This window comes from Pantoea sp. EKM101V (assembly GCF_011800325.1).
Lineage (GTDB): Bacteria > Pseudomonadota > Gammaproteobacteria > Enterobacterales > Enterobacteriaceae > Pantoea > Pantoea anthophila.
This window is the reverse complement of the sequence record NZ_JAALFP010000008.1, coordinates 209,234-226,722: the sequence shown is the minus strand read 5'-3', so window position 1 is coordinate 226,722 and position 17,489 is coordinate 209,234. Positions and strand designations below refer to the sequence as shown.

18 protein-coding genes are annotated in these 17,489 nt (G+C 59.6%); 7 read left to right on the top strand and 11 right to left on the bottom strand.

Features of this window, described 5'->3' with window-relative positions; all coding sequences use genetic code 11:
• Positions 1-227: 227 nt before the first annotated feature.
• Positions 228-1,259, bottom strand: coding sequence for a 16S rRNA (guanine(1207)-N(2))-methyltransferase RsmC (rsmC, locus tag HFD92_RS14685; RefSeq protein WP_058957763.1), 1,032 nt, complete (start codon positions 1,257-1,259; stop codon positions 228-230).
• 105 nt (positions 1,260-1,364) lie between these two features.
• Between rsmC and HFD92_RS14680 the strand changes: the two genes are divergently transcribed.
• The 3 genes from HFD92_RS14680 to yjjG are packed head-to-tail and all read left to right on the top strand — an operon-like array spanning position 1,365 to position 2,886.
• Positions 1,365-1,775 (top strand): DNA polymerase III subunit psi, encoded by a 411-nt coding sequence (locus HFD92_RS14680; RefSeq protein WP_033736409.1) that lies wholly within the window; start codon positions 1,365-1,367, stop codon positions 1,773-1,775.
• The gene (gene rimI / locus HFD92_RS14675; RefSeq protein WP_009092266.1) at positions 1,747-2,187 is read left to right on the top strand and encodes a ribosomal protein S18-alanine N-acetyltransferase; all 441 of its coding nucleotides are present in this window, start codon (positions 1,747-1,749) and stop codon (positions 2,185-2,187) included. Before HFD92_RS14680 ends, rimI begins: the two co-directional genes overlap by 29 nt.
• A gap of 18 nt (positions 2,188-2,205) precedes the next feature.
• On the top strand, positions 2,206-2,886 hold the full coding sequence (gene yjjG, locus HFD92_RS14670) for a pyrimidine 5'-nucleotidase (RefSeq protein WP_009092264.1): 681 nt from the start codon (positions 2,206-2,208) through the stop codon (positions 2,884-2,886).
• A 90-nt stretch (positions 2,887-2,976) separates the two neighbouring features.
• Here yjjG and HFD92_RS14665 read toward each other — a convergent pair whose 3' ends face one another.
• Positions 2,977-3,627, bottom strand: coding sequence for a YtjB family periplasmic protein (locus HFD92_RS14665; RefSeq protein ID WP_009092263.1), 651 nt, complete (start codon positions 3,625-3,627; stop codon positions 2,977-2,979).
• A 107-nt stretch (positions 3,628-3,734) separates the two neighbouring features.
• On the opposite strand from HFD92_RS14665, the gene serB reads away from it, so the two are divergent.
• From serB to nadR, 3 genes are all read left to right on the top strand, one after another.
• Entirely contained in the window at positions 3,735-4,712 is a 978-nt protein-coding gene (serB, locus tag HFD92_RS14660; RefSeq protein ID WP_046101170.1) for a phosphoserine phosphatase, read from the top strand.
• Between the two features lie 13 nt (positions 4,713-4,725).
• Entirely contained in the window at positions 4,726-6,108 is a 1,383-nt protein-coding gene (gene radA, locus HFD92_RS14655) for a DNA repair protein RadA (protein ID WP_009092261.1), read from the top strand.
• Between the two features lie 75 nt (positions 6,109-6,183).
• A complete protein-coding gene (gene nadR / locus HFD92_RS14650; RefSeq protein ID WP_009092260.1) occupies positions 6,184-7,425 on the top strand; it encodes a multifunctional transcriptional regulator/nicotinamide-nucleotide adenylyltransferase/ribosylnicotinamide kinase NadR in 1,242 nt (413 codons plus the stop codon).
• A 94-nt stretch (positions 7,426-7,519) separates the two neighbouring features.
• Here the strand turns inward: nadR and HFD92_RS14645 are convergent, their stop codons facing one another.
• On the bottom strand, positions 7,520-8,521 hold the full coding sequence (locus HFD92_RS14645) for a zinc-binding alcohol dehydrogenase family protein (RefSeq protein ID WP_009092259.1): 1,002 nt from the start codon (positions 8,519-8,521) through the stop codon (positions 7,520-7,522).
• A 218-nt stretch (positions 8,522-8,739) separates the two neighbouring features.
• Between HFD92_RS14645 and HFD92_RS14640 the strand changes: the two genes are divergently transcribed.
• Entirely contained in the window at positions 8,740-9,636 is an 897-nt protein-coding gene (locus HFD92_RS14640) for a LysR family transcriptional regulator (protein ID WP_058957759.1), read from the top strand.
• 76 nt (positions 9,637-9,712) lie between these two features.
• Here HFD92_RS14640 and HFD92_RS14635 read toward each other — a convergent pair whose 3' ends face one another.
• From HFD92_RS14635 to urtB, 8 genes are all read right to left on the bottom strand, one after another.
• Positions 9,713-10,219 carry a Fic family protein gene (locus HFD92_RS14635; RefSeq protein ID WP_167429167.1) on the bottom strand — a complete coding sequence of 169 codons (507 nt, stop codon included), beginning with the start codon at positions 10,217-10,219 and terminating at the stop codon, positions 9,713-9,715.
• 12 nt (positions 10,220-10,231) lie between these two features.
• The gene (locus HFD92_RS14630) at positions 10,232-10,396 is read right to left on the bottom strand and encodes a YhfG family protein (RefSeq protein WP_140028835.1); all 165 of its coding nucleotides are present in this window, start codon (positions 10,394-10,396) and stop codon (positions 10,232-10,234) included.
• 60 nt (positions 10,397-10,456) lie between these two features.
• Positions 10,457-12,124: an energy-dependent translational throttle protein EttA gene (gene ettA, locus HFD92_RS14625; protein ID WP_072215507.1), complete on the bottom strand. Its 1,668-nt coding sequence runs from the start codon at positions 12,122-12,124 to the stop codon at positions 10,457-10,459.
• A gap of 189 nt (positions 12,125-12,313) precedes the next feature.
• A complete protein-coding gene (gene deoR, locus HFD92_RS14620; protein WP_009092255.1) occupies positions 12,314-13,078 on the bottom strand; it encodes a DNA-binding transcriptional repressor DeoR in 765 nt (254 codons plus the stop codon).
• Positions 13,079-13,288: 210 nt separating this feature from the next.
• Positions 13,289-13,987 (bottom strand): urea ABC transporter ATP-binding subunit UrtE, encoded by a 699-nt coding sequence (urtE, locus tag HFD92_RS14615; protein ID WP_167429166.1) that lies wholly within the window; start codon positions 13,985-13,987, stop codon positions 13,289-13,291.
• Position 13,988: 1 nt separating this feature from the next.
• Complete coding sequence (gene urtD, locus HFD92_RS14610; RefSeq protein WP_009092253.1) at positions 13,989-14,780, bottom strand: urea ABC transporter ATP-binding protein UrtD; 792 nt, start codon at positions 14,778-14,780, stop codon at positions 13,989-13,991.
• Positions 14,777-15,850: an urea ABC transporter permease subunit UrtC gene (gene urtC, locus HFD92_RS14605; RefSeq protein WP_167429165.1), complete on the bottom strand. Its 1,074-nt coding sequence runs from the start codon at positions 15,848-15,850 to the stop codon at positions 14,777-14,779. Before urtC ends, urtD begins: the two co-directional genes overlap by 4 nt.
• Positions 15,850-17,415 (bottom strand): urea ABC transporter permease subunit UrtB, encoded by a 1,566-nt coding sequence (gene urtB / locus HFD92_RS14600; protein WP_167429164.1) that lies wholly within the window; start codon positions 17,413-17,415, stop codon positions 15,850-15,852. The genes urtC and urtB overlap by 1 nt, the downstream gene beginning before the upstream one ends.
• Positions 17,416-17,489: the final 74 nt, after the last annotated feature.

Genomic DNA, 17,489 nt, shown 5'->3' with positions numbered 1-17,489 from the left:
AGAGGGACTTGAACCCTCACGTCCGTTAAGACACTAACACCTGAAGCTAGCGCGTCTACCAATTCCGCCACCTTCGCATACCCGTAACACCCTGAGAATGTTACAACCACGGAGGCGCATTCTAGAGATTTTACTCTTTGCGTCAACAACTATTTCGTCGGGCTGAAACGATCGCTCTAAAAAGCAACATTTTCAGCCCGGCAACATGGTCAGCAGCGGAAAAAGGATTAACGGGTTTTCGCACCGCGACCATAGACGGCACGGTAAACCTTAAAGCGGCCAGTCTGTGCGATCACTTCATGGCTGCCGAACGCCTCATCCAGCGCCTGTGGATAGGGCAGGAAGGCATTGGCAACGATACGCAGTTCGCCGCCGGTGTTCAGATGCTTCACCGCGCCACGGATTAATGCCTGTGCCGCATCGAGGCTGGTCTGCGTGCCTTCATGGAACGGCGGGTTAGAGATAATCATGTCGAAACGTCCGGTGACGTCAGAGAAGACGTTGCTGGGGAAGACCTCGCCCTCAATGCCGTTGGCGGCCAGCGTCGCCTTACTCGCTTCAATCGCCGCCGCGTGAACGTCACACAGCCACAGGCGTACTTTAGGCGAACGGGCGTGCAGTGAGGCGGCAATGACGCCTGCGCCACAACCCATATCCAGCACTTTTCCTTTAGTGTGTGGCGTAAAGGTGGAGAGCAGCAGGGCACTGCCGCTGTCCAGACCATCGCGGCTGAAGACGCCAGGCAGGGTGTGAATCGTCAGGTCATCCATCTGATACTGATGACCAAAGGCGCCGGCATCAAAGTCAGGCTGTGCGTCGAGGCGACCGTGATAGAGACCACAGCGGCGCGCGCTGTCGATCTTCTCCAGCGTTACCCAGGACTCCAGCATGCCTTCTGCACTGCGAACGCCGCTGCGGTTTTCACCGACCACGAACACGTCGCAGCCCACCGGCAGCAGCGACAGCAGATTCTGCAGCTGGAACTGCACTTCCGGCTTATTTTTGGTCCAGAAGTAGACCAGCGTATCGCAGCCCTGCACATCTTCCGCCTGCGCAACCAGTCCATAACGCGCCTGTTCGCCCATACGGCGGCTCAGGTTTTGCCAGTGATGATATTGCTGGGTGTGCACGCGCGACGAGGCGGTTTCCAGCTGAGCGGGCAGGTCATCCTGCAAATCGCCAGCAAATAAAACGTGGCGGGCGGTAAATTCATCACTGTGGCGCAGAATGACTTCGCTGGCCGGGGTAAAAGCAGACATGTAGAGCTCCTGTAAGATCTGAGCGGGGATTATAGTGGTTTGTTGGCGCATGTTCGATGGGTTTGCTAGCATAGCGTCGCATTCAGGCAGCCAACAGGTAACACCATGACGTCCAGGCGCGACTGGCTTTTACAGCAAATGGGAATTACGCAGTATCAACTGCGCCGCCCGCGCGTGCTTCAGGGCGAAATTGCCGTCACGCTGGCGCCGGACACGCAGTTAATCATTGTCGCTGACGTGCCCCCCGGGCTGGATGAACCGCTGATGCGCGACGTGCTGCAGACGCTCAATCTTCAACCCGCCCAGGTGATGACCGTGACGCCGGATCAACTCCAGATGCTGCCGGAAACGCTGAACTGCGCCGGCTGGCTGCTTGGGGTTGAGAGTGCACAGACTTTTAATGGCGTGGCACTGACCAGCGCCGCTTTCAATGAACTGATCAGCAGCGGCGTCGCCAGACGCGCGCTCTGGCAACAGATGTGTAACCATGACAGCCATCTCTTTACTCACCCCTGACGATCGGGCCGAGGCCTTTGCCATCGAGCGTCGCAGTCACGCGTTTCCCTGGAGTGAACAGACGTTTGCCAGCAATCAGGGCGAGCGCTTCCTCAATTTACGGCTGGATGCCGAAGGAAAAATGGCCGCCTTTGCCATTACCCAGGTGGTGCTGGATGAAGCGTCGCTGTTTAACATCGCGGTCGATCCCGCCTGGCAGCGCCGGGGATTTGGCCGTCAGCTGTTGCAGCATCTGATCGACGAGTTAATAAAACGCGATGTGCTGACGCTGTGGCTGGAAGTCCGGGCGTCCAATCTGCCCGCCATTGCGCTTTATGAGCAGATGGGATTCAACCAGGTGAGCCGTCGTTCCAACTACTATCCCACCGCCAGCGGGCGTGAAGATGCCCTGATGATGGCGCTGACGCTGTAGCGGTGCTAAGGAGCTTTAATGTCAGAACAGTGGGATTGCATCCTGTTTGATGCGGACGATACCCTTTTTCATTTCGATGCTTATGCCGGGTTGCAGCGGCTGTTCGCCGGTTATGACGTGCAGTTCTCCGACCAGGATTACAGCGACTATCAGGCGGTTAACAAGCCGCTCTGGGTCGATTATCAGAACGGCACGATTACCGCGTTGCAGTTACAGACCCAGCGTTTCAATCACTGGAGCGAAAAGCTCAGCGTCGCGCCGGAGATCCTTAACAGCGGCTTCCTGACCGCAATGGGCGAGATCTGTACGCCGCTGCCAGGCGCGGTGAGCCTGATGAAGCAGCTGCACGGTCGGGTAAAGATGGGCATCATCACCAACGGCTTTACCGCGCTGCAGCAGACGCGCCTGGAGCGCACCGGTTTCCGCGACTACTTTTCGGCGTTGGTAATCTCTGAGCAGGTCGGCGTGCCAAAACCGGCGGTGGAGATTTTTGATTATGCGCTGAACCTGATGGGCAATCCGGATCGTCAGCGGGTGCTGATGGTCGGGGATACGCCGGAATCCGATATTCTCGGCGGCATGAATGCCGGGGTGAAAACCTGCTGGCTCGATCATGGCACCCGGCCGCTGCCGGAACATATCAAACCGACCTGGCAGGTCAAATCGCTGGCTGAGCTGGAAGCGCTGCTGATCGGCTAAGGGAAGCTATCTCGCAAATCCGCAACATTCCCATAAAAAAGGCCCGCAGAGCGGGCCTTTCTCGTTTTATCCTTTCAGCAGAGCCGGACATTACTCTTTCTTCGGGTCATCTTCATCCCGATCCTCCTGCACCGGCGTGCTGGCGGTGAGCAGGAACGGTGACTGCTGCCAGCGGGTACGGCGGTGGCGCAGTAGGGTACGGGAGAGGATAATGCCGATGGCCAGCGCCAGCAGCATCATCAGGCGCAGAATATTGGTGGTGTTGTCGACCTGATGTGAGTCGGTGACCAGCACATGGGTGTCCAGCGTCACGCGCAGAAAGCCCAGCGGGCCATCGTTTCCGGCCAGGGGCTGCACAATCTGATGGTTGAAATAGCTGCCCGCACGCTGCCCGTCGAGAGCGAGCCTGTCGCGCACGTTGATGTTTTCTCCGCTGTGCGCCACCAGGCTGCCATCACCGTCATACACCGACGCATCCAGAATGCGGCTGTTCGCCGTCATCTGATTCAGAATCGCTTCTATCTGATTACGATTGTTTTCACTGTTGTCCATCAACGGCTTAAGGCTGAACGCCACCTGACTGGTCAGCGTATGAGCCAGCTCTTCGACCTGTTCAGAACGCGCCATCTGATGACCGGTACTGAACCAGGAGACACCCTGCATCAGGGCGACTAGCAGCGTCATCGAGATGAGAACGATCACGGTACGATGTAAGCGAAATTTCAGCGCGGTTTTAGCCATTACTCATCCGGGTCATGTCACAACAGAAAGCCTGGAGATTATGTTGCCAGAAGCGACGCAGACAGGGTAGCCTCTTGCGTGGTTTTGTTGTCCCTACAGGAGCTCTGATGCCAAATCGTTTAACCTGGTGCGATCTTCCCGCCGATGTCTCTCTCTGGCCGGGTTTGCCCCTTTCTCTTAGCGGTGATGAAGTGATGCCGCTGGATTATCGCGCTGGCCGCACCGGCTGGCTGCTGTATGGCCGCGGGCTGGATAAGCAACGGCTGACCGATTATCAGCATCAGCTGGGTGCAGCGATGGTGATTGTCAGCGCCTGGAACGTCGATGAGTATCAGGTGATCCGCCTGGCGGGCTCGCTGACGCCGTTTGCGACTAAACTGGCGCACGATGCCGGGCTGGACGTGGCGCCGCTGGGTAAAATCCCTTACCTCAAGACCCCCGGTCTGCTGGTGATGGATATGGACTCCACCGCGATTCAGATCGAATGTATCGACGAGATCGCTAAACTGGCAGGCAGCGGTGAGCAGGTAGCAGAAGTGACAGAGCGCGCGATGCGCGGTGAACTCGACTTCAGCGCCAGCCTGCGTCAGCGCGTCGCCACCCTGCAGGGCGCAGACGCCAATATTCTGAAACAGGTGCGTGATGAGCTGCCTTTAATGCCGGGCTTAACCACCCTGACGCAGAAGCTGCAGGCGCTGGGCTGGCAGGTGGCTATCGCCTCCGGCGGCTTCACCTACTACGCCGAATATCTGCGCGATAAGCTGCATCTGTCGGCCGTAGTCGCCAACGAACTGGAAATCCGCGACGGCAAACTGACCGGCAACGTGCTGGGTCCGATTGTCGACGCACAATATAAAGCCGATACGCTGAAGAAGCTGGCGCAGCGTTTTGATATCGCGCCGGAACAGACGGTCGCGATCGGCGACGGAGCCAATGACCTGCTGATGATCAAAGCCTCCGCGCTGGGCATTGCGTTCCATGCTAAACCTAAGGTGAATGAGCAGACTGCGGTCACCATTCGCCATGCCGATCTCATGGGGGTGTTCTGCATCCTGACCGGCAGCCTGATCCACGAAGAGCGTTAACTGAGGAATTGATTTGGCCAAAGCGGCAAAACGCGCATTTGTCTGTAACGAATGCGGCGCAGATTACCCACGCTGGCAGGGGCAGTGCAGCGCCTGTCACGCCTGGAACACCATCACCGAGGTGCGCATTGCCGCCTCACCGGCGGCTGCGCGCAACGAGCGCCTGAGCGGCTATGCCGGCAGCGCCGGCACCAGCCGGGTGCAGAAACTCTCAGAAATCAGCCTGGAGGCACTCCCGCGCTTCTCCACCACCTTTAAAGAGTTTGATCGGGTGCTGGGCGGCGGCGTGGTGCCGGGCAGTGCGATTCTGATTGGCGGCAGCCCCGGCGCAGGTAAATCCACGCTGCTGTTGCAGGTGATGTGCCGGTTGTCGGAAGGGATGAAAACCCTGTACGTCACCGGTGAAGAGTCCCTGCAACAGGTGGCGATGCGCGCCCATCGTCTGGGATTGCCCACCGAAAATGTGAACATGCTGTCGGAAACCAGCATTGAGCAGATCTGCCTGATCGCCGAGCAGGAGCAGCCGCAGCTGATGGTGATCGACTCGATCCAGGTGATGCACATGGCGGAGATCCAGTCCTCACCGGGCAGCGTCGCCCAGGTGCGGGAAACTGCCGCCTACCTGACACGCTTCGCCAAAACGCGCGGCGTGGCGATCATCATGGTGGGACACGTCACGAAAGATGGCTCGCTGGCCGGTCCGAAAGTGCTGGAGCACTGCATCGACTGTTCGGTGCTGCTGGATGGCGATGCCGACTCCCGCTTCCGCACCCTGCGCAGTCATAAAAACCGCTTCGGTGCGGTCAATGAGCTGGGGGTGTTTGCCATGACTGAGCAGGGCATGCGCGAAGTCAGCAACCCGTCAGCGATCTTCCTGTCGCGCGGTGAAGAGATAACCTCAGGCAGCTCGGTTATGGTGCTCTGGGAGGGAACGCGACCGCTGCTGGTGGAGATTCAGGCGCTGGTCGATCACTCGATGATGGGCAACCCGCGTCGCGTCGCGGTCGGGCTGGAGCAGAACCGCCTGGCCATACTGCTGGCGGTGCTGCACCGTCACGGCGGATTGCAGATGGCGGATCAGGATGTGTTCGTCAACGTCGTGGGCGGCGTGAAAGTCACCGAAACCAGCGCCGATCTGGCACTGATGCTGTCGATGGTGTCGAGCCTGCGCGATCGTCCGCTGCCGCAGGATCTGGTGATCTTCGGCGAAGTGGGGCTGGCCGGTGAGATCCGCCCGGTGCCCAGCGGTCAGGAGCGCATCTCGGAAGCGGCGAAGCACGGCTTCAAACGCGCCATCGTTCCGGCAGGAAATGCGCCGAAAAAACCGATTGCCGGGATGCAGGTTTTCAGCGCGAAAAAGCTGGCCGATGCGCTGGCGATTCTGGACGATCTGTAACGCGCCTGACGCCTGTCCGGAAAAACCACGGGCAGGCGGCACCCACCTTAACCGCATTGATGCAGGAGGCACGACATGTCGTCGTTTGAGTATCTGAAAACGGCCATTCGCCAGCAGGGGCACACGCTGCAACAGGTCGCTGACGCCAGCGGCATGACCAAAGGCTATCTGAGCCAGTTGCTCAATGCCAAAATCAAAAGCCCCAGCGCGCAGAAGCTGGAAGCGCTGCACCGCTTTCTGGGGCTGGAATTTCCGCGCCGTGATAAAAGGGTGGGCGTGGTATTCGGTAAGTTCTATCCGCTGCACACCGGCCATATCTATCTGATCCAGCGCGCCTGCAGTCAGGTGGATGAGCTGCACATCATCATGGGCTACGATGAGCCGCGCGATCGGGAGCTGTTTGAGAACAGCGCCATGTCCCAGCAGCCGACGGTCAGCGATCGCCTGCGCTGGCTGCTGCAGACCTTTAAGTACCAGAAAAACATCCGCATTCACGCCTTCAACGAGGAGGGGATTGAACCCTATCCGCACGGCTGGGATGTCTGGAGTGAGGGCGTCAGCGCTTTTCTCAGCGAGCACGGCATTGCTGCGGACTGTATCTACACCAGCGAAGCGCCGGATGCGGAGATGTATCAGCAGCACCTGGGCATTCAGACCGTGCTGGTCGATCCCAACCGATCCTTTATGAGCATCAGCGGCGGGCAGATCCGTCAGGATCCGTTCCGCTTCTGGGAGTACATCCCGACAGAAGTTAAACCTTTCTTTGTACGCACCGTGGCGATCCTCGGCGGCGAGTCGAGCGGTAAATCGACGCTGGTGAACAAACTCGCCAACATCTTCAACACCACCAGTGCCTGGGAATATGGCCGCGACTATGTCTTTTCCCATCTGGGCGGTGACGAAATGGCGCTGCAATATTCTGATTATGACAAGATCGCGCTGGGACAGGCGCAGTACATCGATTTTGCGGTGAAATATGCCAATAAAGTGGCGTTTATCGACACTGACTTCGTGACGACTCAGGCGTTCTGTCTGAAGTATGAAGGGCGTGAGCATCCGTTTGTGCAGGCGCTGATCGATGAGTATCGCTTTGATCTGGTGATTCTGCTGGAGAACAACGTGCCCTGGGTGGCGGATGGCTTACGCAGCCTGGGCAGCTCGGTGGATCGGCGGGAGTTTCAGTCCATGCTGGTCACGATGCTGCGGGAAAACAACATCGACTTCGTCCATGTCCAGGAAGATGACTACGACACCCGTTTCCTGCGCTGTATTGAACTGGTCAAAGGGGTGCTGGGCGAGAAGAACGTTCAGCCGTAAGATCTGTCATAGCCCGGTCTGCACCGGGCTACTTCATACATACATCCTCAGCGCGGCGGCTGTTGCTTTTCACCGCCGCCGCAGAACAGCCGGATTAATAGACCATAACCACTTTGCCGCGCATGTGACCTTCCAGCACACGCTGATGGGCAGCGGTTAAGGTCTCAACGCTTAAGCCGTGCAGCGTCTCGCTCAGTGTGGTCTGCAGTTTACCTTCATCCAGTAGTGCCGAAACGGCATCCAGAATCTCGCCCTGGCGCGCCATATCGGGCGTTTTAAACATGCTGCGGGTGTACATCAGCTCGAAGTGCAGAGCGGCACTCTTCAGCTTCAGCTGATCCATCGACAGCGGATGCTCATTTTCCACGATGGTGCAGATATGGCCCTGCGGGGCGATCAGTTTTGCCATCGTCTCCCAGTGACCGTCGGTATCATTCAGGCAGAAGATGTAGTCCACCTGTTTAATGCCCTCTTTCTCCAGCTCACCGATCATATCTTTGTAGTTGATCACCTTGTCAGCGCCCCGATCGCGGCACCACTGCGCGGAGTCCTCGCGGGAGGCGGTGGCGATGATCTGAACTTTGCTGCGCAGCTTCGCCAGCGGGATCGCCAGCGATCCGACACCGCCAGCGCCGCCGACGATCAGCAGTGTCTGATCCTCGGTTGCCGTCTCCAGGTTCAGCCTCTCAAACAGGCCTTCCCAGGCGGTCAGCGCCGTCAGGGGAATGGCCGCCGACTGCGCCCAGTCCAGGCTTTCGGGCTTGTGGCCGGTAATGCGCGCATCCACCAGCTGCTCGGTGCTGTTACTGCCAGGACGGGTCAGGTCGCCAGCGTAAAAGACCTCATCGCCAGGTTTAAAGTTGCTGACTTTGCTGCCGACTTCCAGCACGACGCCGCTGGCATCCCAGCCGAGAACACGCGGCACCTGTAAGCCATTTTTGATCGCCCCTTTGTGGACTTTGGTGTCGACCGGGTTGACCGAGGCGGCTTTGACGCTGACCCGCAGGTCATACTCACCGGGCGTCGGGGTTTCAGGGAAGATTTCTGTGAAGTTTTCAGGACTTTCCGGATTAATAGCGATAGCGCGAATAGACATAGCATTTTCCTGTTAAGTCAGGCTCAAAGCCTGGAGAGTGTCAGTTGCCATTCTGGCCCTGGGTAGTGCACGCCAGCCGGTGAAGAGGCCGCCCGGCGGGTGATGCGCTGTCCGTGGCAGACTGGCGTCACGATCTGGAACAGGCTTTAAGTGTAGAACCTGGTTTTAGCGGTGATAAGATGGACAATCTTTCATAGAGTGTTCGTCTGAGGTGAACAATGGCCTTCCGGCAGTGGCAGGATATGGCGCTCTTTGCGCTGGTGGCGGAGTGCGGCAGCTTTACCGGCGCGGCAGAGCGGGCGGGACTGCCGAAATCGAGCGTTAGTCAGCGCATCAGCCAGCTGGAGCAGCGGGTAGGGATTCGGTTGCTGAACCGCACAACCCGCCAGCTCAATCTGACCTTTGCCGGTGAGCGCTATCTGCTGCATTGTCAGGAGATGATGCAGGCGAGTGAACGCGCGGATCAGGCGATCGCCAGCCTGCGTGAAAATCCCAGCGGTCGTCTGCGCATCACCAGCCCGGCAGGGATCGGCGCGACGCTGCTGGCACGTTGTAACGCGGCATTTTTACGCCTCTACCCCGATGTGACGCTGGATGTGTCGATCTCCGACGAGATGCGCGATCTGGTGCAGGAGGGCTTCGATGTGGCGCTGCGCACCGGTCAGCCGCACGAGTCGTCGCTGATTGGCCGCCGGATCGGTAACTGCCCGCGATTGCTGGTCGCCTCGCAGGGCTATCTCGATCAGCATCCGCCGCTGGTTCATCCGCAGCAACTCTCTGCGCACCGCTGTATTGCCCATCGCGCCTGGAATGAGTGGGTATTGCAGCGCGATGATGAGTTCTATCGCTGGCTGCTGCCGCCAGGCCACCTCACCGATAATCTGCTCTACGCGCGTGAATGCGCGCTGGGTGATGCCGGTATCACGCTGCTGCCGCACTTTCTGACCGATGGCGCGATGGCGGACCCGCGTCTGGTACCCGTTCTGCCGGAATGGGAGATTGAAGGGAATGAACTCTGGCTGGTCTATCCGGGGCGCAAACTGCACTCTCCGGCGCTGGCTCGCTTTATCGAGTTCGCGCTGCAATCCCCGGTGTTCAGGGATTTTTATCGCTGATCGGGATAATGTGGTGCAGAAAAAGTGCCGCCATTTTTTCCGGGCCGGACTGATAACCTGCGATATTGGCTGCTAACTAGTCGCTGGCCTTCAGACCTCGCCAGCTGACCTGATAACCCGCATGAAGAAGAATATGTTCAAACAGGATACGGAGTGCGCGGCCATTTCCTTCACGAAAGGGGTGCAGGACATTGAACTCGCAATAATACCAGGCAACCTGATGACACAGAGCATTATGGTCAGGCTGTTCGTTCCATCTCTCCCCGGCCAGCTTTGCAAATAATCTGTTCGCCTCACTGATGATAAACGCAGGCTGGCAAAACCGGGTCTGTCCCTTGCTGATAGAAATATCGCGTACCTGTCCTGCCCAGCTGTACAACTCGCTGAACAGACAATAGTGAATATGGCAAAGAGTATTTAATGTGAAGGGAGGGTGGGAGAGCCGGATGGTGTGAATGGTTAGCGCTGTCACATCACGCTCGGCCTGATCGAGCAGGGTCTGATCCCGGATGTCGTAGCGATTAATCAGCACATCTGAATCGGGATAACAGTAGTGATCCCGCCAGACACGATAGCGATTCACCGTCGTCTCCTGCTACTGCTTGTAGCGGCGTCGGACCTGTTCAAGGGTTTGTAACTCAGGGACAGATAAAATACGGATGCCTTCAAGTAGCGAACTTGCGGCAAAATTAGCGACTTTGGTCGCTTCATAAATGACTTCCGCTTTTTTTGCGACTGAACGATCACCGGCTTTTTTCATCGGGCTGAGACCTTTACAGTTAAAAATGGGGGGAAGCTGGGCTTGCCCCCCGGTTTACCTTTACTTCGTCATACGTTTGTACTTGATGCGCTTCGGCTCCAGCGCATCTGCGCCGAGGGTACGCTTCTTGTACTCTTCGTATTCGGTAAAGTTACCTTCGAAGAATTCAATTTTGCCCTCATCCTGGTAATCCAGAATATGGGTGGCGATACGGTCCAGGAACCAGCGGTCATGCGAGATCACCATGGCACAGCCCGGGAACTCCAGCAGGGCGTTTTCCAGTGCGCGCAGGGTTTCGATATCCAGGTCGTTCGTCGGTTCATCGAGCAGCAGCATGTTGCCGCCAACCTGCAGCAGCTTCGCAAGGTGCAGACGACCACGCTCACCGCCTGAGAGTTCGCCCACGCGTTTGCCCTGATCGACGCCTTTAAAGTTAAAGCGTCCGACATAGGCGCGGCTTGGCATCTCGGTGTTACCGATGCGCATAATATCCTGACCGCCGGAAACTTCTTCCCACACGGTTTTCGAGTTGTCCATGCTGTCGCGGAACTGATCCACGGCGGCCAGCTTGACGGTGTCGCCCAGCACGATGCTGCCGGAATCAGGCTGTTCCTGACCGGACATCATGCGGAACAGCGTCGATTTACCCGCGCCGTTCGGACCGATAATCCCGACAATCGCGCCTTTCGGCACGGAGAAGGAGAGATCGTCAATCAGCACACGGTCGCCATAGGACTTACGCAGGTTGCTGACTTCCAGCACTTTGTCACCCAGACGGGCACCTGGCGGAATGAACAGTTCGTTGGTTTCGTTACGCTTCTGGTAGTCGGTATTGTTCAGCTCTTCAAAGCGTGCCAGACGGGCTTTGCCCTTAGACTGCTGGCCTTTTGGTCCTTTGCGAACCCACTCCAGCTCTTTCTCAATCGACTTGCGACGGGCAGCTTCAGAAGAGGCTTCCTGCGCCAGACGCGCATCTTTCTGCTCCAGCCAGGAGGAGTAGTTGCCTTCCCATGGAATGCCTTCGCCACGGTCCAGCTCCAGGATCCAGCCTGCCACGTTATCCAGGAAGTAACGGTCATGCGTAATGGCGACGACTGTGCCTTCGAAGTCGTGCAGGAAGCGTTCCAGCCAGGCGACAGATTCCGCATCCAGGTGGTTAGTCGGTTCGTCCAGCAGCAGCATGTCTGGTTTTTCCAGCAGCAGGCGGCAGAGGGCAACACGGCGACGTTCACCACCGGAAAGGGTCGCGACTTTCGCATCCCAGTCTGGCAGACGCAGCGCATCGGCTGCACGTTCCAGCTGGGTATTCAGGTTGTGGCCGTCGTGCGCCTGGATAATCTCTTCCAGACGACCCTGTTCAGCGGCCAGCTTGTCGAAATCAGCATCCTCTTCAGCATAGAGCGCGTAAACTTCATCAAGGCGTTTCAGTGCGCCAACCACTTCCGACAGCGCTTCTTCAATCGACTCACGCACGGTGTGTTCAGGGTTGAGCTGCGGCTCCTGCGGCAGGTAGCCAATCTTGATGCCCGGCTGCGGACGCGCTTCCCCTTCGATATCTTTATCGATGCCGGCCATGATGCGCAGCAGGGTCGATTTACCCGCGCCATTCAGGCCGAGTACGCCGATTTTGGCGCCAGGGAAGAAGCTGAGCGAGATGTTCTTCAGGATATGTCGCTTCGGCGGAACCACTTTGCCGACGCGATGCATGCTATAGACGAATTGAGCCACGTTGGTTTGAGCCTCTGGGTCTGTTGGTCGTTGGAATGATGTCGAAGTTTAGCCTTTTTCACCCCTTAATCCCAGCCGGGGGGCGGCGAATATTCGCGGGCCGGGGGCGGTCAGGCATAAGACGCTGATTTGTCCGGCTCACCGGCGAGCCATATGAAAAGGCGGGCAGAGACCGGCTGGCCTCCGGCCTCAGGGCAGACGCAGGGGAATAGCCTGCTGCGTCAGCCAGGTCTGCAGGGCCTGATCGGGGGCACTGTCGCTGACCAGCAGATCAAAGCGCTGCAGGTCGCCGATGCGGGCGGGCAGCACTTTGCCATATTTGCTGCTGTCCGCCACCAGCACCGACTGCCGGGCGCGCAGCATGGCGTGATGTTTCATCGTCAGCTCGTTGGTGTTGTAGCAGGTTGCGCCCTGATCTTTGTCGATCCCGGCCGCAGAGATAAAGGCGAGCGTCGGGCAGAGATCGTCCAGAAGGGTGTGCACACCCACCGGCGTAAAGAGCGCATTGTCGGCATGAAACTCCCCGCCGCTCAGGATCACGTGACAGGCCGGTTTCTCTTTCAGAGCCAGAAACGTGTTCATGGCGCAGCAGATGGCGGTAAAAGAGAGCGTGTCGGGGAGGGCATCAATGATATAGGGCAGGGTGGTGCCACAGTCAAAAAAGACCGTGTCGTTCTCGCTGACCAGGCTGGCGGCCACCTGAGCCAGCCGCTGCTTTCTGGCGGCGTTCTGCCCGTGCTGGTCGCTGACAAAATAGTGACCGGCATGACTTTTGGGATCGCTGACGATATAACCGCCCAGCAGCACTACGCTGGAGCCCGGCTCGGTCAGATCGCGGCGAACCGTCATCTCAGAGACGCCCAGCAGCCGGGCCGCATCTTTCAGATGGAGTTTGTCGGTGCGTTTGAGCGCCTGCGTCAGTTTCTGGATGCGTTCATCGCGCCGGGTTTCCATGGTCATCTCTCTGTTCCCTATCCTGCAGTGCGGAGGAAGGACGCCGGAATCGGCGTCGATACGCGACAAACCTCACAGATTTGAATGAGTTGCGTCTCATCCGCCAGGCTGGCACTCAATCTTACCTGCAATCTGTGAGGGCCGCAAACCTCTGGCGCGCGGGGGAATCGCGCCACTCTCAGTGGAGACCGGCTTACTGTAAGCCGGGCGTTAAATCGCCACCAGGCTGCGCACGCCTTCTGCCTCCATGGCGTCGCCGCGGCCTCGCTGCACAATTTCACCGCGGGACATCACCAGATAGCTGTCCGCCAGTTCGGCCGCGAAATCATAAAACTGCTCAACCAGCAGGATCGCCATATCGCCTCGCTGCGCCAGCTGGCGGATCACCGCGCCGATCTCTTTGATCACCGATGGCTGGATCCCTTCGGTCGGCTCATCCAGGATCAGCAGCTGCGGCCGACAGGCCAGCGCCCGGCCGATCGCCAGCTGCTGCTGCTGGCCGCCAGAGAGGTCGCCGCCCCGGCGTGACTTCATCGCCTGCAGCACCGGGAAGAGCTGATAGATCTCCTCCGGGACGGCCCGTGCCTCTGCCGCCGGAAAGCGTGACAGGCCCATCAGCAGATTCTCCTCCACCGTCAGGCGCGGAAAAATTTCCCGCCCCTGCGGCACATAGGCGATGCCAGCCTGCACCCGCTGATGCGGTTTGCGGCCATTCATCCGCTGCTGCTGCCAGTGAATCTCCCCCGACTTCGCCGGGATCAGGCCCATCAGGCACTTCAGCAGCGTGGTTTTTCCCACGCCGTTGCGCCCCAGCAGGCAGGTGATTTCGCCAATCCTGACCTCAAACGAGAGGCCGCGCAGGATGTGACTGCCGCCATAATATTGATTCAGTTCAGTAATCTGTAACATCTCAGCGCCCCAGATAAACGTCGATAACCTGCTCGTTGGCCTGCACCTCGCGCAGCGATCCCTCCGCCAGCACCTGTCCCTGATGCAGCACCGTAACGTGGTCGGCGATGGTCTCCACAAAGCCCATGTCGTGCTCTACCACCATCAGCGAATGTTTCCCCGCCAGGCTGCGAAACAGCTCGGCGGTGTAGGCCGTTTCCGCATCGGTCATACCCGCCGCCGGTTCATCCAGCAGCAGCAGATGCGGCTCCTGCACCAGCAGCATGCCAATCTCCAGAAACTGCTTCTGGCCGTGCGACAGCAGGCCCGCCCGGCGCTGGCGCTCGCCGCCCAGCCGCAGCAGCTTCAGCACCTCATCAATCCGGTCGCGCTGCTCGCTATTGAGGCGGGCGCGCAGGCAGGCCCAGACCGATTTGTCGGCCCTGAGGGCGATCTCAAGATTCTCGAACACGGTCAGCGCTTCAAAAACCGTGGGTTTCTGAAACTTACGGCCAATCCCGGCGCGGGCGATCGCCACCGGTGACAGACGGGTCAGATCGCTGTCCTGATCGTAGATCACCCGGCCTGCATCCGGCCGGGTTTTGCCGGTGATCACATCCATCAGTGTGGTTTTGCCCGCGCCGTTGGGGCCGATCACGCAGCGCAGCTCACCGACGCCGATCTGCAGCGAGAGATCGGTCAGCGCCCGGAAGCCTTCAAAGGAGACGCTGATCTTATCGAGCTGCAGCACCGGATCGCGCTGCACCCGGTGGCGATCCGCTAACTGGGGTTGGGTAAACAGGGCATCACTCATTTTTTTCTCCGGCGCAGCAGGCCAATCACGCCGTGCGGCAGAAACAGCGTGACCAGGATAAACATCAGGCCCAGGAAAAAGAGCCAGTATTCCGGGAAGGCGACGGTAAAGAAGCTGCGTGCGCCGTTAACGATCGCTGCGCCCAGCAGCGGACCAATCAGCGTGCCGCGTCCGCCCAGCGCCACCCAGATCGCCGCTTCGATCGAGTTGGCGGGGGACATCTCGCCAGGGTTGATGATGCCGACCTGCGGCACATAGAGCGCCCCGGCCAGACCGCACAGCACCGCGGAGAGCGTCCAGACAAACAGCTTGAAGCCGCGCGGATCGTAACCGCAGAAGGTCAGGCGGTTCTCCGCATCCCGCACGGCGGTCAGCACCCGGCCAAATTTGCTGCGCGCCAGGGCGAAGCCGATCGCCAGGCTCAGCAGCAGCAGCAGCACCGTGGCGACAAACAGTCCGATACGGGTCGGGGTCGCCGTGACCGAAAAGCCGAGCAGGGTAGTAAAGCCGGTAAAGCCATTATTGCCGCCAAAACCGGTTTCGTTACGGAAGAAGAGCAGCATGCCCGCGTAGGTCAGCGCCTGCGTCATAATTGAAAAGTAGACGCCTTTGATTTTTGAGCGAAAGGCGAAGAAGCCAAACAGCAGCGCCAGCAGGCCCGGCACCAGCATGCTGAGACAGAGCGCCCACGCGAAGGAGTCGGTGCCAGCCCAGAACCAGGGCAGCTCACGCCAGGAGAGAAAGGACATAAAGGCGGGTAAGCCTTCCCCGGCGGCCTGGCGCATCAGGTACATACCCATGGCGTAGCCGCCCAGGGCAAAGAAGAGGCCGTGGCCCAGCGACAGCAGGCCGGCGTAGCCCCACACCAGATCCAGCGCCACGGCGACCACCGCATAGCAGAGGATTTTGCCGACCAGCGTCAGGGTGTAGGTGGAGATCGCCAGCGGATGTGTGGCGGGCAGCAGCGCCAGAAACGGCATCACCAGCAGCGCCAGGGTGATGACCAGGCCAAGGGTAAAGGTCACGCGTGGGGCGGTGCGCGCCACGCGAAGCGTGATAGGTTGCGTCATCAGTCAGTCACCCTTCCTTTCACCGCAAACAGCCCCTGCGGACGTTTCTGAATGAACAGCACGATGAGCACCAGAATCAGGATCTTGCCCAGGACCGCGCCAATCTGCGGCTCCAGCACTTTGTTCAGAATGCCCAGACTGAAGGCGGCGACCACGGTGCCCGCCAGCTGGCCGACGCCACCCAGCACCACCACCAGAAACGAGTCGATGATATAGCCCTGACCCAGTTCCGGGCCGACGTTGCCCAGCTGCGACAGTGCCACGCCGCCCAGCCCGGCAATGCCGGAGCCGAGCCCGAACGCCAGCATATCGACGCGGCCGGTCGGCACGCCGCAGCACTCCGCCATGGCGCGATTCTGTGTCACGGCGCGCACGTTCATGCCCAGGCGGGTGCGGTTCAGCAGCAGCCAGGTGAGCGCCAGCACAAATACCACGAACAGGATCACCGCGATGCGGTTCCACGGCAGCACCAGATTAGGCAGTACCTGTAATCCTCCTGACAGCCACGACGGGTTCGCCACCTCCAGGTTTTGCGCCCCGAACAGCACCCGCACCAGCTGAATCAGCATCAGGCTGATCCCCCAGGTGGCGAGCAGCGTCTCCAGGGGGCGGCCATAGAGATGGCGGATCACCGTGCGCTCCAGCGCCATACCGACGGCGGCGGTGACCAGGAAGGCGACCGGCAGCGCTAGCAGCGGATACCAGGCCAGGTAGTGCGGCGCAAACTGCTGAAACAGGCTCTGTACCCACCAGGTGGCGTACGCGCCGAGCATCAGCATTTCGCCGTGTGCCATATTGATCACCCCGAGCAGGCCATAGGTGATCGCCAGGCCCAGCGCGGCCAGCAGCAGGATCGATCCCAGCGACAGGCCGCTGAAGGCCTGGCCCAGCAGATCGCCCCATCTCAGCCGCTGCTGAATCTGTTGCAGGCTTTCCGCCGCCGCGGCCCGCACCGTAGCATCCGGTTCATTCGCGGGCTGAGTCAGGCGTTGCAGGCTGGCCTGGGTGTCGGGATCGCTGGACTCGCCCAGCAGATTGACCGCACGCAGGCGTACCATCGGATTGCTGTCTGCCAGTTGCAGGCTGGCCAGCGCCAGCGTTAAGGCGGCATGAACCCGGCTATCCTGCTCGGCGGCGAGGCGCTGCGTCAGCAGCGGCAGCTGGTCGGCAACCCCTCCATTCTGCAGCTGCTGCGCGGCACGCAGGCGCAGCGCGGCATCACTGCTCACCAGCTGGTGGGCGGCCAGCGCATTGTTGACCAGCACGCGCAGCCGGTTGTTCATAAAAAGTTTTTTCAGGTTACCGGCGGGCCGGGCCGCACCCTCCAGCGGTGTCAGCTGTGTACCCTGCTGGCTGAAGGGCTGTTTGTTCTGGTCGATGACGACCGTTTCGGCGTGCAGCGCTTCCAGCAGCGGCAGGCGCTGGCTGTCCGGCGCGGCGGCCCATTGCTGCAGCAGGGTGGCCTGCTGGCTGCGGCTGGCGGCGGCAAAGTCAGCCGCCGGTCCGGCGCTGGCCAGCAGCGGCATCAGCAGCAGCAGGCTGAATAAGCAGCGGCATAGAGTCATAAAGAGAGCCTCGTCAGGGGGAGGTAGCACGGCGGATTACACAGCCGTGCTGCCGCTTCGCAGCGATTGACGCT

Coding starts and splice junctions, on each gene's coding strand:
- rsmC (WP_058957763.1), bottom strand. CDS start 1,259: ATGTCTGCTTTTACCCCGGCCAGCGAAGTCATTCTGCGCCACAGTGAT.
- HFD92_RS14680 (WP_033736409.1), top strand. CDS start 1,365: ATGACGTCCAGGCGCGACTGGCTTTTACAGCAAATGGGAATTACGCAG.
- rimI (WP_009092266.1), top strand. CDS start 1,747: ATGACAGCCATCTCTTTACTCACCCCTGACGATCGGGCCGAGGCCTTT.
- yjjG (WP_009092264.1), top strand. CDS start 2,206: ATGTCAGAACAGTGGGATTGCATCCTGTTTGATGCGGACGATACCCTT.
- HFD92_RS14665 (WP_009092263.1), bottom strand. CDS start 3,627: ATGGCTAAAACCGCGCTGAAATTTCGCTTACATCGTACCGTGATCGTT.
- serB (WP_046101170.1), top strand. CDS start 3,735: ATGCCAAATCGTTTAACCTGGTGCGATCTTCCCGCCGATGTCTCTCTC.
- nadR (WP_009092260.1), top strand. CDS start 6,184: ATGTCGTCGTTTGAGTATCTGAAAACGGCCATTCGCCAGCAGGGGCAC.
- HFD92_RS14645 (WP_009092259.1), bottom strand. CDS start 8,521: ATGTCTATTCGCGCTATCGCTATTAATCCGGAAAGTCCTGAAAACTTC.
- HFD92_RS14640 (WP_058957759.1), top strand. CDS start 8,740: ATGGCCTTCCGGCAGTGGCAGGATATGGCGCTCTTTGCGCTGGTGGCG.
- HFD92_RS14630 (WP_140028835.1), bottom strand. CDS start 10,396: ATGAAAAAAGCCGGTGATCGTTCAGTCGCAAAAAAAGCGGAAGTCATT.
- deoR (WP_009092255.1), bottom strand. CDS start 13,078: ATGGAAACCCGGCGCGATGAACGCATCCAGAAACTGACGCAGGCGCTC.
- urtE (WP_167429166.1), bottom strand. CDS start 13,987: ATGTTACAGATTACTGAACTGAATCAATATTATGGCGGCAGTCACATC.
- urtD (WP_009092253.1), bottom strand. CDS start 14,780: ATGAGTGATGCCCTGTTTACCCAACCCCAGTTAGCGGATCGCCACCGG.
- urtC (WP_167429165.1), bottom strand. CDS start 15,850: ATGACGCAACCTATCACGCTTCGCGTGGCGCGCACCGCCCCACGCGTG.
- urtB (WP_167429164.1), bottom strand. CDS start 17,415: ATGACTCTATGCCGCTGCTTATTCAGCCTGCTGCTGCTGATGCCGCTG.